Origin of the sequence: Bradyrhizobium barranii subsp. apii (assembly GCF_011516635.5) — a bacterium.
Lineage (GTDB): Bacteria > Pseudomonadota > Alphaproteobacteria > Rhizobiales > Xanthobacteraceae > Bradyrhizobium > Bradyrhizobium barranii.
The window spans coordinates 7,415,864-7,430,924 of sequence record NZ_CP096255.1; the positions used below are offsets into that span (position 1 = coordinate 7,415,864).

A 15,061-nucleotide genomic window follows, 5' to 3' on the forward strand; every position below is an offset into this window, starting at 1 on the left:
ATGCAGGCCAGCGATAAAGGTTCCCGACTTTCTTCCTTATCCTCCCCCGGAGGGACAGGGTAAGAGAGCCCCTAGTCCGTCTCGATCGGCAGTGCCGGATCCCTCGCCCATTCGCCCATGGAGGCATCGTACAGCGTCAGCTTGTCGTAGCCGAGCTGCGTCAGCATCAAGAGGTCGATCGTCGCCGAGATGCCGCCGCCGCAATAGCAGATCACATTCTTGTCGCGCGTAACGCTCTGGGCCGCGAATTTCGCTTCGGCGTCGGCAAGCGTCGTCAGTGTCTTGTCGGCCTGGGCGAGCGTGGCCGCTGGCACGTTGACGCTACCGGGCACGCGGCCGGGCCGGCCGTAGCGGCTCGGCTCGAGGCCTTGATGAAATTGCGGCCCGAGCGCGTTGACGATCACGGTCGAGGGATCGCCGATCCGCGCCTTCACCGTGGTCTTGTCGACGAAGAAGCCCGCGCGCGGCGCGGCCTTGAAGGTGGTGGCGGGATAGCCCTTCGGCGCGCCCGTCTCGACCGGGCGGCCCTCGTCCTTCCATTTGTCAAAACCGCCGTCGAGCACCTGTGCATCGACGCCGAGCGAGCGCAGCATCCACCAAAATCGCGTCGACCACATCATGGTGCCGATGCTGTAGAGCACGATGGTCCTGGATGCGTCAGCGCCGTGGCGACCGAAGGCGGCCTCTAGCTGGGGCACGCCAGCCATCATGAAGAGCTGTTGCGCGGAGATGTCGGAGAACTCGCCCTGCAGGTCGAGGAAATCCGCGCCGGGGATGTGGCCGGCCGCGAACGTCTTGTCGCCGGGCACCGCGCGATAGGGCACATCGCTGCCCGGCGGCACCGGCTCGTTATAGGTCGTGCAGTCGTAGAGGCGGAGGTCGGGATCGCCGAGAATCGCGGCGAGTTGCACAGTGGTGATGAGGGGCGTCGGTTGGGACATCGGACTGCTCTCCCGTTCGAGAGGAAGTGTAGACCTCTCCCCTCGTCATTGCGAGCGCAGCGAAGCAATCCAGACTACCACCGCGGAGGGATTCTGGATTGCTTCGCTCCGCTCGCGATGGCGGGTGGGTACGCACTCTGCGTCCCCACGCATCACCCTACTGCTTCAGCGTCTCCAGAAACCGCACCGGCTCGCCCTGCGACGGTGTCACGATCTCGCCCTGCCACATCACGCGGCGGCCGCGGATGAAGGTGCCGACGGGCCAGCCCGTGACGCGAACGCCGTCATAGGGGGTCCAGCCGGCCTTCGACGCCACCCATTTGTTGGTAATGGTCTCGCTGCGCTTGAGATCGACGATCGTGAAATCGGCGTCGTAGCCTGCGGCAATGCGGCCCTTGCAGGCCATGTTGTAGAGACGCGCGGGGCCGGCGCTGGTGAGATCGACGAAGCGCGCCAGCGACAGGCGGCCGGCGTTGACGTGGTCGAGCATGAGCGGCACCAGCGTTTGCACCCCGGTCATGCCGGAGGGCGAGGCCGGATAGGTCTTCGACTTCTCTTCCAGCGTATGCGGGGCATGGTCGGAGCCGAGCACGTCGATGATGCCCTGCTCGATGCCGCGCCAGATGCCGGCGCGGTGATCGGCGCCGCGCACCGGCGGGTTCATCTGCGCCAGCGTGCCGAGCCGCTCGTAGCATTCGGGCGCGACCAGCGTCAGATGATGCGGCGTCGCCTCGCAGGAAGCGACATCCTTGTGGTCGCGCAGGAACTCGATCTCTTCCTTGGTCGAGATGTGCAGCACGTGGATGCGCTTGCCGGTCTCGTGCGCGAGCTTGACCAATCGCTGCGTCGCCATCAGCGCCGCGGTCTCGTCGCGCCAGACCGGATGCGAACGCGGATCGCCCTCGATGCGCAGCGACTTGCGGTCGTTGAGGCGGTATTCGTCTTCGGCGTGGAAGGCGGCGCGGCGGCGGATCACCTGGAAGATGCGGCGCAGGCTCTCGTCGTCCTCCACCAGCAGCGCGCCGGTCGACGAGCCGATGAACACCTTGACGCCCGCGCAGCCGGGCGCGCGCTCCAGCACCGGCAGATCCTGCACGTTCTCGCGGGTGCCGCCGATGAAGAAGGCGAAATCGCAATGCATGCGATGATGGGCACGCTTCACCTTGTCGGTGAAGGTGGCCTCCGTCACGGTCAATGGCGACGTGTTCGGCATCTCGAACACGGCGGTGACGCCGCCCATCACGGCGCTGCGCGAACCTGTCTCGAGGTCTTCCTTCTGCTCCAGCCCGGGCTCGCGGAAATGCACCTGGGTGTCCATCACGCCGGGCAGGATGTGGAGGCCCTTGCAGTCGATCATTTCAGCGGCGGAGGCCTGCGACAGCGGGCCCAGCTCCGCGATGCGGCCGTTGGTGATGCCGATATCGCGAACACCCTCGCCGTCCTGGTTGACGACGGTGCCGCCTTTGAGGATCACATCGAAGCGCTGGGTCATGGCTGAAGGCCTCTCTCATCCCCAAGCGCGGGGCTTGAGGTCTTGTCGTTTATGCCTTGCGGGCTTACGTTCCGGAGCAACATGTCGCAAGAGATTTTCACATGAAATCAGCGTTTCTTCCCGACCGGAGCGTGGTCAAGGTCGCGGGCGAGGACGCGCGCAACTTCCTCAACGGCCTGATCACGACCGATCTCGACAGGCTGAAGCCGGGCCTGGGGCGATTCGGTGCGCTGCTGACGCCGCAGGGCAAGATCATCGTGGATTTCCTGATCACCGAGGTGCCCGCAGGCCATGGCGGCGGGTTCCTGATCGACTGTCCGAAGGCGCTGGCCGAGGGCCTCGCCACCAAGCTGAAATTCTACAAGCTGCGCGCCAAGGTCACGGTGGAAAACCTCGATCTCGGTGTGCTCGCGGCCTGGGACGGCCAGCTTGCGGCGCAGCCGGACCTTGCATTCGCCGATCCGCGCAATGATGCGCTCGGCACTCGCATCCTGATCCCCGAAGATCTCAAGCAGAAGCTGTCCGATCTCATCGGCGCCGAGCTGGTCGACGCCTCCGAATACGAGGCGCATCGCATTGCGCTCGGCGTGCCGCGCGGCGGGCTCGATTTCATGTACAGCGATGCGTTCCCGCACGAGACCAACATGGACCGTCTCGCCGGCGTCGATTTCGACAAGGGCTGCTATGTCGGCCAGGAGGTCGTCTCGCGCATGCAGCATCGCGGCACCGCGCGCACCCGCAGCGTCAAGGTGCTGCTCGATGACCTCTCGCCGGAGGCCGGCGTCAGTGTTATGGCCGGCGACAAGCCGGTTGGCACGATGGGCTCGTCCGCGCAGGGCAAGGGCATCGCGCTGGTACGTATCGACCGCGTTGCGGACGCGCTCGATGCCGGCCAGCCGCTCACCGCCGGCGGCCTCGCTGTGAGGCTCGCCGAACCCGACGTCGTCCGCATTCCCCTGAAGCAGCCCATCGCATGAGCCGAGCCCCCCGCCTGCATCCCGACGGAAAGACCCGCTGCCCCTGGCCCGGCGAAGACCCGCTCTATGTCGCCTATCACGACACCGAATGGGGCGTGCCGGAATATGACGACCGTGCGCTCTACGAAAAGCTGATCCTCGACGGCTTCCAGGCCGGCCTCTCCTGGATCACGATCCTGCGCAAGCGCGACAATTTCCGCAAAGCCTTCGACGATTTTCAGCCGGAGAAGATCGCGCGCTACAACAACAAGAAGGTGCACGCGCTGATGAACGATGCCGGCATCGTGCGCAACCGCGCCAAGATCGACGGTGCCGTCTTGAGCGCGAAATCGTATCTCGACATCATGGAGAAGGGCCCGGGCTTCTCGAAGCTGTTGTGGGACTTCATGGACGGCCGGCCCAAGATCAACAATTTCAAGACCACTGCGAGCGTGCCGGCCTCGACGCCGCTGTCGATGCAGATCTCCAAGGAACTGTCCTCGCGCGGTTTCAAATTCGTCGGTCCGACCATCGTCTACGCCTTCATGGAGGCGACCGGCATGGTCAACGACCATCTCGTCGACTGCCATTGTCACGCGAGCTGCGGCAAGACGCAGCGCAAGCCGCGCCTCAAGGCCAAATGACCGCGAAGAAAACGGCACGCGACGTGGCATCCCGCGCCTGGCAGCGCATGCTGTCGGGCCGCCGGCTCGATCTGCTCGATCCCTCTCCGCTCGATGTCGAGATCGCCGACATCGCGCATGGGCTGGCGCGCGTGGCGCGCTGGAACGGGCAGACCACCGGCGCGCACATCTTCTCGGTCGCGCAGCACACACTTCTGGTGGAGACGGTGATGCGGCACGAGATGCCCCGCGTCGACGAGCGCATGCGGCTCGCCGCGCTGCTGCACGATGCGCCCGAATACGTGATCGGCGACATGATCTCGCCGTTCAAGGCCGTGCTCGACGGCCACTACAAGGCGGTGGAGAAGCGCCTGCTCGGCGCCATCCACATCCGCTTCGGCCTGCCGCCGGCGCTGCCCGAGGAGATCACGCAAGCCATCAAGGCCGCCGATCGCGGTGCGGCCTATCTGGAGGCAACCGAGCTTGCCGGCTTCAGCGAAAGCGAGGCGAAGCGCCTGTTCGGCAGGGACCCCGGCCTCTCCGACAGCGTCCGCCGCGACTACCTCACGCCCTGGACCGCGGCGCGGGCCGAGAAGCAGTTTCTGGAGCGGTTCAACGCGGTGTTCGCCTAGCATCATCCCTTCGTAGGGTGGGCAAAGCGAAGCGCGCCCACCAAACTAGCCGCAATGTGCGCGGTGCGAAACCGTGGGCACGGCGCGATGCGCCTTTGCCCACCCTACGAGCGCTCGCTATAATCAGCGGCAAAAAGGTCCGCCATGATCCACGTCTGTTCCCTCGCCGCCCTTCCCGAAACCGTCCGCCTCACCAGGGCCAGCCATGTGCTGACCGTCATGGCCAATGTCGAGCAGGTGGCACGTCCGGTGTCGGTGCTGCCGGCCAACCATCTCAAAGTGTCGATGGACGACATCACCGAGGAGATGGACGGCTTCACCGCACCATCCGAAGCTCATATCGACCAGGTGCTGAATTTCGTGCGCGGCTGGGACCGCAGCGCGCCGCTGGTGGTGCATTGCTATGCCGGCATCAGCCGCTCCACTGCGAGTGCCTTTGCGGCCGTCTGCGCCCTCAATCCGGATCGCGATGAGATCGAGATCGCCAAGAAGATCCGCGCGGCCTCCCCGATCGCCTCGCCGAACCGGCGCATCGTCGGCCTCGCCGACCGAGCGCTCGGGCGCAACGGCCGCATGCTGCGCGCGCTCGACGAGATGGGCCCCGGCGCGATGATGGTCGAGGGCCGCCCCTTCGTGATCGAGCTCGAATGACAACCGCGACATCAGCCGCATGAGCGACACGCAGCTGACGCCGATCGAGATCGGACTGACCGCGGCGATCGTCGCGATCGAGGACCACGAGCCGCTGATCCTCACCGCGCATAGCAGTGATGGGCTGGCGGGCCTGCCGTTCGGGCCGTTCGATGCGCCGAGCCATCGCACGTTCGAGATCGGCCTGCGCGCCTGGGTCGAGGCGCAGGCGGGCTTGCGGCTCGGCTATGTCGAGCAGCTCTACACGTTCGGCGATCGCGGCCGTCACGCCGAGGCCGGCGACACCGGTGCGCACATGGTGTCGATCGGCTATCTGGCGCTGACGCGCGCGGTGGGCGGCGAGCTTGCAGCGACCGGCGCGAGCTTCGAACCGTGGTATCGCTTCCTCCCCTGGGAAGACTGGCGCGAGGAGCCGCCCGCGATCATCGCCCGTGACATCATTCCGGCGCTGACGCTATGGGCCGAGGAGGAGACGCCGGAGACCACACGCGCGCTGCCGCGCCGGGATCGCGTGCGGTTCTATTTCGGTCTCGACGGCGCCCCCTGGGACGAGGAGCGCGTGCTCGACCGCTACGAGCTCTTGTACGAGGCCGGGCTGATCGAGGAGGCGCGGCGCGACGGCCGTCCTGCGGCATTGGCGCGCAAGCAGCTTCCCGCGCTCGGCACCTCGATGCGATTCGATCACCGCCGGATTCTCGCGACAGCGATCGCGCGGCTGCGTGCAAAACTGAAGTATCGTCCTGTGGTGTTTGAACTTTTGCCCGCTGAGTTCACACTCACTGAACTGCAGTACACGGTGGAGGCGATCTCCGGCCGGCACCTGCACAAGCAAAATTTCCGCCGTTTGGTCGAAACCGAAGCCCTGGTCGAACCGACCGGGGTGATGTCGACACAGACCGGCGGACGGCCGGCGGCGCTCTACCGCTTCCGCCGCGACGTGCTCCAGGAACGACCCGCGCCGGGCTTGCGCGTACGCTCCCGGCGCTAGATCCTTGGATTTGCGTGACCGGCCCCTGCCCGCCGGTTGCCTGGAGGCTTCATGTTCGACGGCCCGTTTGACGTCTTTGCGCTGATCATTGCGATCATCGCTGTCCTGATCGCGATCAAGGCCTCCAGCCAAGCGGCCGAGCTGCGCCGCCGGCTGGCCTCGCTCGAAGAGATGTTTTACGCGCAGCGGCAGGTGCAGCCGCCGCCGCTGATGCCCGCGCAGGTGCAGGCCGAAGCGCCCGCGACGACGGCCGCCGAGCCGCCGCCGCTCGCACCCGAAGCCGAGGCAGCAACGCCTCCGCTCGTCACCGAAGAGGTTTCACCGCCGCCGCTTGCGGCGAGCACTGAGGCCTACGCACCGCCGCCTTTGCCCGCGCCGGCACCTGATATTAGAGAGCCTGGCTTCGAGGAGCGGCTCGGCACGCGCTGGGTGGTCTGGATCGGCGGCCTCGCGCTCGCGCTCGGTGGCTTCTTCATGGTGCGCTATTCGATCGAGGCGGGTCTCGTCGGCCCGGGCGTGCGCGTGTTCCTCGGCGGGCTGTTCGCAGCCGCACTGCTGGGGGCCGGCGAATGGTCGCGGCGCAAGGAGAGCATCTCCAACATCGCGGCGCTCCCGATCGCCAACATCCCCGCGATCCTCACCGCGGCCGGAACGGCGGTGGCGTTCGCGACCATCTATGCGGCCTATGCGCTCTATGGCTTCCTCGTGCCCGCCACCGCTTTCGTGCTGCTCGGCATCGTGGCGATGGGCACGCTCGCCGCGGCACTGTTGCATGGGCCCGCACTCGCGGGCCTCGGCGTGGTCGGCGCGTTCGTAACGCCGATCCTCGTCTCCAGCGGCAAGCCGGATTATTGGGCGCTCTATATTTATCTTGCGATCGTCACCGCAGCGAGCTTCGGCCTCGCGCGCATCCGGCTGTGGCGCTGGCTCGCGGTCACGACCATCGCCTTCGCCGTGCTCTGGATCTTCCCGGGGCTCGATACCAGCGAGCTGCAGGTCGCGCCGCACGCCTTCCATGCGATCGCGGGCTTCGTGCTCGCCGCTCTGCTCGTGGTCTGCGGCTTCATGTTCGGCCCGACCATCGAGGACGGGGAGATCGAGCCGGTGTCGTCGAGCTCGCTTGGCGCCTATTTGTTCGGCGCGATGCTGATCGTGCTGTCGAGCGCGCATGCGGACCTTGCGCTGATCGCCTTCACGCTTCTCGTTGGTGCGACGCTGCTCGTCGCCTGGCGCGCGCCGGCGGCAACGGGCGCGCTGGGCGCGGCCGCAGCGACCGTCTTCATCGTGTTCGCCGAATGGGCGGTGCGCGCCAATCCCGACATGCTGGTGCTGCCGGGCGGTCCGATGCCCGGCGTTGGACCGGTCGCCACCGACAGCGCGGTGACGCTGCATCTGGTGATGGCCGTAATCTTCGCTGCCGGCTTCGGCATCGCAGGCTTTCTCGCGCAGGGCCGCTCGAACTCGGCGGTCATCCCGGTGGTGTGGTCGGCGGCAGCCGTTGCGACGCCGATCGCGATCCTCGTTGCGCTCTACGCGCGCATCGCCCATCTCGACCGCTCGATCCCGTTCGCGATCCTCGCGGTGCTGCTCGCCGCCGCTTTTGGCGCTGCGACCGAAGCGCTGGCGCGCCGCGAAGATCGGCCGGGCACTGCGACCTCCGTCGCGCTGTTCGCGACCGGCACGCTCGGCGCGCTGGCGCTGGCGCTGACCTTCGCCCTCGAAAAGGGCTGGCTCACCATCGCGCTGGCGCTGATGTCGCTCGGCACGGCCTGGATCTCGCTGCAGCGGCCGATCCCGGTCCTGCGCCGGCTCGCCGCCATCTTCGCCGCGATCGTTACCGCGCGCATCGGCTATGATCCGCGCATCGTCGGCGATGCCGTCGGCACCACGCCGATCTTCAACTGGCTGTTGTGGGGCTACGGCCTGCCGGCGGCCTCGTTCTGGGGCGCGAGCATCTTCCTGCGCCGCCGTGGTGACGATCCGCCGCTGCGCATCGTGGAGGCCGCCGCGATCCTGTTCACCGCGCTGCTCGCCTTCATGGAGATCCGGCATCTCGCCACCGGCGGCCGCATGACGTCGCCGCCCTCGCTGCTCGAATTTGCCCTGCAAGTCTGCGTCGCGCTCGCCATGGCGATCGGGCTGGAGCGGCTGCGGCTGAGGAGCCACAGCATCGTTCACAATGTCGGCGCGGTCGCGCTCACCGCGATCGCCGGGCTCATCAGCGTGTTCGGCCTGCTGATCCTGGAGAATCCGTGGCTGCTCTCCAGCGTCGATGTCGGCGGTCTCGTCTTCAACCTGCTGCTGCTCGGCTACGCGCTCCCGGCGGTGCTGATGCTGCTGCTGTCCTATGCGGTGGCCGGACATCGCCCCGTCGCCTATGCGAACACGATTGCCGGCGCTGCGCTGGTGTTCGCGCTCACCTATTTGACGCTGGAGATCCGCCGCTTCTATCACGGCCCGGTCCTGCTCTACGGCGCCACCACGGGCGCGGAGCAATACACCTATTCGATCGGCTGGCTCGGCTTCGGTGTGGTGCTGCTCGGCGTCGGCATTCTCGTCAACTCCGAGCGGGCACGGCTGGCGTCGGCCGCGGTGATCGCGCTGACGATCCTGAAGGCCTTCGTGATCGACATGTCGACGCTGACAGGCGTCTACCGCGCGCTGTCGTTCATGTGCCTCGGCATCGTGCTGGTCGCGATCGGCTGGCTCTACCAGCGCATCCTGTTCCGGCGGCAGGTCGCACCGCCGCCGGCTCCGCAGGCGAGCACTTGAGGATCAGGCCGCGCGGACCGACTCCAGGAACTGCGCGACCTCGACTTTGAGCCGCGTGCTGTCGGTCGCCAGCGATTTCGCCGCCGACAGCACCTCCGTCGACGCCGAGCCGGTCTCGATCGCACCACGCTGCACGTCCGTGATGTTCATCGAGACCTCCTGCGTGCCGACCGAAGCCTGCTGCACGTTGCGCGAGATCTCCTGCGTGGCCGCGCCCTGTTCCTCGACCGCGGCTGCGATGGCCGCCGCCACCTCGGACAGCCGCTCGATGGTGCCGCCGATCTCCTGGATGGCGCTGACGGATTCCTGCGTCGCGGCCTGGATCCCGGAGACCTGCGCCCCGATCTCGCCGGTCGCTTTCGCGGTCTGCTCGGCCAGCGCCTTGACCTCGGAGGCGACGACCGCGAAGCCACGGCCGGCTTCACCGGCACGCGCCGCCTCGATGGTGGCGTTGAGCGCCAGCAGGTTGGTCTGACCGGCGATGGTGTTGATCAGCTCGACCACGTCGCCGATACGCGATGCCGCCTGCGACAGCGCGTTGACGCGGTCGTTGGTCCGCGTGGCCTGCTCAACGGCCTCCGCGGCCATCCGCGCCGAATCCTGCACGCGGCGGCTGATCTCGGTGATGGAGGACGACAGCTCCTCCGATGCGGACGCAACCGCCTGGACGTTGGTGGAGGCTTCCTCGGACGCCGCAGCGACCACGGTCGCAAGCTCCTGCCCGCGCTGCGCGGTGCTGCTCAGCGTGGTCGCAGAGGCCTCGAGCTCGGTCGAGGCCGACGACACGGTGCCGACGACCTCGCCGATCATGGCCTCGAACTTGCGGGTGATGGCGTCGACGCGGCGGCCGCGTTCGATCTTGGCCTCGGCGTCGGCCGCCGCGACTTCGTCGGCGGCCTTCTTGGCGATCAACGCCTCCTTGAAGATCTGGAGCGCATCCGCCATCGAGCCGATCTCGGTCTTTTCGCCGCGATGCGGCACCTCGGCGGAGAGGTCGCCTTCGCCAAGCGACTGCATCGGATGGATGATCGAGGCAATCCCGCGAGACACGTCACGCACGAGATAATAGGCGGCACCGATCGCGATCACGACCGAGAACACGATGATGCCGACCAGTACGCGGAAGATCGTGGCATAGCTGTCGGCCGCCTGCTTCGTCTCCAGCTCGGCGCCCCGGTTGTTCATCTCGATGCCCTTCTGGAGCAGCGGGTCGGCGGCCTGGGCCATCTTCGCGACCTTGGTCTGCAACAGCTCGTTGGCATCGGTCGGGAAGCGACCGACGCCCTTGCGCGACAGCGCCATGACGTCCTGCACCCCGTTCAGGTACTCGGCCCACGCCTTGCTCCACTGCTCATAGAGCGAACGCTCCTCGGCTGAGGTGATCAGCGGCTCGTAGACCTTGCGGGTCTGGTCGATGCGCGCCTGCAGCGAGGCGAGGCGCTTCTCGGCGGCTTCCTTGCCCTCGGCGGTGTCCTGCATCAGGTGCAGGCGCAGCGCGACGCGCAGCTCGTTGATATCGGCGCGAAGCGAGCCGAGCGCACGCACGCTCGGCAGCCAGCTCTCCGCGATCTCGACGGTGTGGGAATTGATACTCTGCATGGTGCCGATCGCCATCACGCCGACGCCGGCGAGCGACAGCACGAGGACCGACAACACGGTCAGAAGCTTGAACACGATCGACAACTTCGACATCACAGCAAATCCCGATGAGACCTAGCAACGCGCAAATCACCTGCGCCGCCATCGTCACGACGGACGACAGGGCGGAAGTCAGTTCAACAATGCTGGCTGATTTTTATCCCGTAAGATTGCGCTCATAGTTGCAAACAGGCGTTAACAGGAACCTACGTGAAACTACGGAATTCGCTGTCGCCGCCGTTATATGTTCCGCAATTATTGGTTGCAGCGCAGCAGACATCGCGCGACGCCACACCGGCGCACCGCGATGTACGGCTCGAACAGAGCAACTGACGACCTCACGCCGCCCGCACCGACTCCAGGAAGCGCGCGACCTCGCTCTTCAGCCGGTTGCTCTCCTGAGACAGCGATTGTGCTGCCGAATGAACCTGCGCAGAGGCGGCCCCGGTCTCGCCTGCGCCGCGCTGGACGTTGCCGATATTGGCGGAGACTTCCGAGGTGCCGTGCGCGGCATGTTGGATGTTGCGGGAGATCTCCTGCGTCGCGGCGCCCTGCTCCTCCACCGCCGCGGCGATGGCCGAGGAAATTTCCGACATCCGCGCGATGGTGTCGCCGATCTCCTTGATCGCGCCGACCGAATCCTGCGTCGCGGTCTGGATCGCGCCGATGTGCTGGCTGATCTCGCCCGTGGCCTTCGCGGTCTGCTCGGCGAGCGCCTTCACCTCGGTCGCAACCACCGCAAAGCCCTTGCCGGCCTCGCCCGCACGTGCCGCCTCGATCGTGGCATTCAGCGCCAGCAGATTGGTCTGGCTGGCGATGGTGTTGATCAGCTCGACCACGTCGCCGATACGCCCTGCCGCCTTGGTCAGCTCCGCGACGCGCGCGTTGGTGCGCTGGGCCTGCTCCACCGCGACGTCGGCGACGCGAGCCGATTCCTGCACCTGGCGGCTGATCTCCGAGATCGATGTGGTCATCTCCTCGCTCGCGGACGACACCGACTGCACGTTCGCGGACGCCTCCTCCGAGGCCGCCGCCACCGCCGTGGCAAGCCCGTTGCCGCGCTCGGCGGCCTGGGTCAGCGTATTGGAGGACGCCTCGAGCTCGGTTGCCGCCGACGACACCGTGTCGATGATCTCGCCGACTGCGCCTTCAAACCCGTCGGCGAGGCGCTGCATGTCCGCCTTGCGCCGTTCGCGCCCGCGCGCGTCAGCCTCGGCCTGCTCCGCACGCAGCCGCTCTGCCTCCACCATGTTGGTCCTGAACACCTCGACCGCGCCGGCCATCTCGCCGATCTCGTCCTTGCGCCCGACACCGGGGACGGAGATCGAAAGCTCGCCGCGTGCCAGCCGCGTCATCGCACCGACCATGCCGGACAGCGCCTTCGAGATCGAGCGTCCCAGGACGAAGCCGACCACGGCGAGCACGACGACAGTGACGGCGAAAGCAATCATCATCCACAGGCGTACGGCATCGCGCGTTGCGGCCTCCGCGGCGTCGGCCTGCTTGTACATGGCGTCAACGGCGGTCCGCACCTCGACCATGGAGGGTTCGAGCTCGCGGAATGTCTTCATCATGCTCGCGTCCAGCGCGGCGCTCTGCTGCGCGGTCTCGGCCCAGGCCGCGAACTCGGACTGGTATTTCTGGAGCTTGGCCGTGATGTCGTTCATCACCGCCGTCGGGACTGCGACCACCTCGATCGCCTTGGAGAATTCGACCGCGGCCTTCTTCACTTCGGCAATGTATTTGGGGTCGCGCCGCAGCATGAAGTCCTTCTCGTGCCGGCGCATCATCAGCATCCAGCTCGTCGTCCTGGGATCGTCGATCTCCTTGAGCTTCACCTCGATGTCGTGCACGGCGGCGCGGAGCGAGCCGGACAGGCCAAGCGTCTCGTTCAGCCCGAGTCTGGTCTCGGCCACGACGAGCGCCTTGAAATCCTCGGCATAGCGTTTGAAGCCGTCATGCGCCTGCCTGGTCTTGTCGGACAGCGCGCTCATGCCGCCGGCCGCCATCAACCGCTCGACCTCGCCGAAATCGCGGTTGATCGGTCCCATCAGCTCGGCATGGGCCTTGGCGTAGCTTTCGTTGCGGCGCTGCTGAAAATTCTTCTCGTTGCGGCGCGCCTCCAGCATCTCGATCGTGAGCTGCTTGTTCAGGTCAGCGATCGCGCGGGCGCGGTTGGCAACGGTGCGGGAGGCGTCCTGAGAGAGGCTGCCGATCTCGTAGATCGCGCCGAAGACGACGAGACCGACAAGGCCGAAGAGTCCGATCGCCATGACCTTGTGGGTGAGGCGAATGGAGAAGCCGCTCATTGAATGTGCTCCGATACGTTCGATACGCAATACAGGGAGGGCGACTCGGCACCCGAATATTGCGAGATCATGACTGCATCGGTTTTCCGGAAGGTTAACCGTGCAGACCTTCTCACCGCGGCATCGGCCGTGGACGCATGCGAACCACCACGCGTCCTCGCGCGGCGGCTGCAATCGGCGGATGATGGGGTGAGGACGGCCGCCCTCAGGCGGCGCGCACCGTGGTGAGGAACTTGCCGACCTCGAGCTTGAGGCGGTTGCTGTCGCCGGACAGTGACTGCGCCGCCGAAAGCACCTGCGAGGACGCCGAGCCGGTCTCGCTCGCGCCGCGCTGCACATCGGTGATGTTGGACGACACTTGATGGGTGCCTTCCGCCGCCTGCTGCACGTTGCGGGAGATTTCCTGCGTCGCCGCGCCCTGCTCCTCCACCGCTGCCGCGATCGCCGAAGAGATCTCCGACAGGCGTTCGATGGTGTCGCTGATGTCCTTGATGGCGCCGACCGATTCCTGGGTAGCAGACTGGATGCCGGAAATCTGCTGGCCGATCTCGCCGGTGGCCTTCGCGGTCTGCTCGGCAAGCGCCTTCACTTCGGAAGCGACGACGGCGAAGCCACGGCCAGCTTCGCCTGCACGCGCAGCCTCGATCGTGGCGTTGAGCGCCAGCAGGTTAGTCTGGCCGGCGATGGTGTTGATCAGCTCGACGACGTCGCCAATCCGCGTTGCCGCCTTCGACAGTTCGCTGACACGTTCGGTGGTGGTGCGGGCCTGGCCGACGGCTTCGCTCGCCACGCGCGCGGATTCCTGCACCTGGCGGCTGATCTCGGTGATCGAGGACGACAGCTCCTCGGTCGCCGAGGCCACCGACTGCACGTTGGTGGAGGCTTCCTCAGAGGCCGAAGCGACCACCGTCGCAAGCTGCTGCGCGTGCTCCGCGGTCGAGGTCAGCGTCGTCGCGGAAGCCTCGAGCTCGGTCGAGGCCGAGCTCACGGTCTCGATCACCTCGCCGACGGCGGTTTCAAACTGGTCGGCAAGCCGGAGCATGTCCTGGCGACGCTGCGCCGCGCTGCGCTGCTCCATCTCCTTCTGCTCGGCTTCCATCCGGATCTTGGCAAGGCCGTTCTCCCGGAACACTTCCGCGGTCTTGGCGACTTCGCCGACTTCGTCCTTGCGATCAAGGCCGGCGATCTCGACCTGATAGCGGCCGGAGGCAAGCTCCTGGAGCACACCGACGATCATGCGGATCGGCCGCGCGATGCCGTACTGACCGATGATGAAGCCCAACGCGCCGCCGATGATGACACCGAGGCCTGCGAGGATGATCAGGAAGCGTGACGTCGATTCATACTGCTCGCGCGCTTCCTTGCTCTTCTCCTCGACACGCGTATTCAGCCGATCGGCGAGTTCGCGGATCTTGCCTTGAAGGTTCTCCGCAGCGGTCCTGCTCTTCATCGCGATGTCGCGCAGCTTGTCTGCGCTGTCGCTGAGCTTCGCCGACTTCTCGGCATCGACGGCCGCGAGCGTCGTGTCCATCTGGCTCTTGTAGGCCGAGAACGCCTCACGCACGCCCGGGAGCAGCGTCTTGGCCTTCTCGTCCGGGGTCTGGCTGACCTCGTCGAAACGCTCCTGATACTGCTTGAGCTGGGCGTTGATGACATCACGCGCGGCGAGGCGATTGTCGTCACGCGGATCAAGCGCACTGCGGAATTCAGCGCGGTTCAGCGCGATGACGTTCTGGTTGGCGCGCGCGGCGAGCAAGGCCCGCTTGACCGCGGTCGACATCACGTCGGCCTTTTCGCTGAGATCGCTGAGGGCGGAGACGCCAATCCAGGCGATCGCGGCACCGATCCCGCACAGCAGGAGGACGATCCCGAGGATCTTGCTCAGGATGCGGAAGCGGCCGAGAAAATGCATGACTGGAGCCCTTCATGGACGTTGCCGCTCAAGCGGCTGAATTCCCATGAACTTCGTCCAAAACCATTCCGCTTCCCTTAACCACGTTTGCCGTAGAAACACGGAGCTTTCACCGCGATCGACGCCGCTCTTGCATTCCGAGAGTTG

At 66.4% G+C, this 15,061-nt stretch carries 11 protein-coding genes; 6 read left to right on the top strand and 5 right to left on the bottom strand.

Features of this window, described 5'->3' with window-relative positions:
- Nucleotides 1–71 precede the first annotated feature (71 nt).
- A complete protein-coding gene (locus tag HAP41_RS35665) occupies nucleotides 72–941 on the bottom strand; it encodes a sulfurtransferase (RefSeq protein ID WP_166086484.1) in 870 nt (289 codons plus the stop codon).
- Between the two features lie 157 nt (nucleotides 942–1,098).
- Nucleotides 1,099–2,433, bottom strand: coding sequence for a dihydroorotase (locus HAP41_RS35670; protein ID WP_166086478.1), 1,335 nt, complete (start codon nucleotides 2,431–2,433; stop codon nucleotides 1,099–1,101).
- A gap of 101 nt (nucleotides 2,434–2,534) precedes the next feature.
- Between HAP41_RS35670 and ygfZ the strand changes: the two genes are divergently transcribed.
- The 6 genes from ygfZ to HAP41_RS35700 all read left to right on the top strand — a co-directional run bounded on the left by ygfZ (nucleotide 2,535) and on the right by HAP41_RS35700 (nucleotide 9,055).
- A complete protein-coding gene (gene ygfZ, locus HAP41_RS35675; RefSeq protein WP_166086474.1) occupies nucleotides 2,535–3,410 on the top strand; it encodes a CAF17-like 4Fe-4S cluster assembly/insertion protein YgfZ in 876 nt (291 codons plus the stop codon).
- Nucleotides 3,407–4,033, top strand: coding sequence for a DNA-3-methyladenine glycosylase I (locus HAP41_RS35680; RefSeq protein WP_166086461.1), 627 nt, complete (start codon nucleotides 3,407–3,409; stop codon nucleotides 4,031–4,033). Before ygfZ ends, HAP41_RS35680 begins: the two co-directional genes overlap by 4 nt.
- Nucleotides 4,030–4,644 carry a YfbR-like 5'-deoxynucleotidase gene (locus tag HAP41_RS35685; RefSeq protein WP_085402572.1) on the top strand — a complete coding sequence of 205 codons (615 nt, stop codon included), beginning with the start codon at nucleotides 4,030–4,032 and terminating at the stop codon, nucleotides 4,642–4,644. Before HAP41_RS35680 ends, HAP41_RS35685 begins: the two co-directional genes overlap by 4 nt.
- A 144-nt stretch (nucleotides 4,645–4,788) precedes the next feature.
- On the top strand, nucleotides 4,789–5,295 hold the full coding sequence (locus tag HAP41_RS35690; RefSeq protein ID WP_028152156.1) for a tyrosine phosphatase family protein: 507 nt from the start codon (nucleotides 4,789–4,791) through the stop codon (nucleotides 5,293–5,295).
- 19 nt (nucleotides 5,296–5,314) lie between these two features.
- Nucleotides 5,315–6,283 (top strand): NUDIX hydrolase, encoded by a 969-nt coding sequence (locus HAP41_RS35695; RefSeq protein ID WP_166086447.1) that lies wholly within the window; start codon nucleotides 5,315–5,317, stop codon nucleotides 6,281–6,283.
- A 51-nt stretch (nucleotides 6,284–6,334) separates the two neighbouring features.
- A complete protein-coding gene (locus HAP41_RS35700; RefSeq protein WP_166086444.1) occupies nucleotides 6,335–9,055 on the top strand; it encodes a DUF2339 domain-containing protein in 2,721 nt (906 codons plus the stop codon).
- A gap of 3 nt (nucleotides 9,056–9,058) precedes the next feature.
- Here HAP41_RS35700 and HAP41_RS35705 read toward each other — a convergent pair whose 3' ends face one another.
- The 3 genes from HAP41_RS35705 to HAP41_RS35715 form a co-directional block, all read right to left on the bottom strand.
- Nucleotides 9,059–10,747, bottom strand: coding sequence for a methyl-accepting chemotaxis protein (locus tag HAP41_RS35705; RefSeq protein ID WP_085402569.1), 1,689 nt, complete (start codon nucleotides 10,745–10,747; stop codon nucleotides 9,059–9,061).
- Nucleotides 10,748–11,031: 284 nt separating this feature from the next.
- Nucleotides 11,032–13,002 (bottom strand): methyl-accepting chemotaxis protein, encoded by a 1,971-nt coding sequence (locus HAP41_RS35710; protein WP_166086417.1) that lies wholly within the window; start codon nucleotides 13,000–13,002, stop codon nucleotides 11,032–11,034.
- A gap of 205 nt (nucleotides 13,003–13,207) precedes the next feature.
- The gene (locus HAP41_RS35715) at nucleotides 13,208–14,914 is read right to left on the bottom strand and encodes a methyl-accepting chemotaxis protein (RefSeq protein ID WP_166086388.1); all 1,707 of its coding nucleotides are present in this window, start codon (nucleotides 14,912–14,914) and stop codon (nucleotides 13,208–13,210) included.
- Nucleotides 14,915–15,061: the final 147 nt, after the last annotated feature.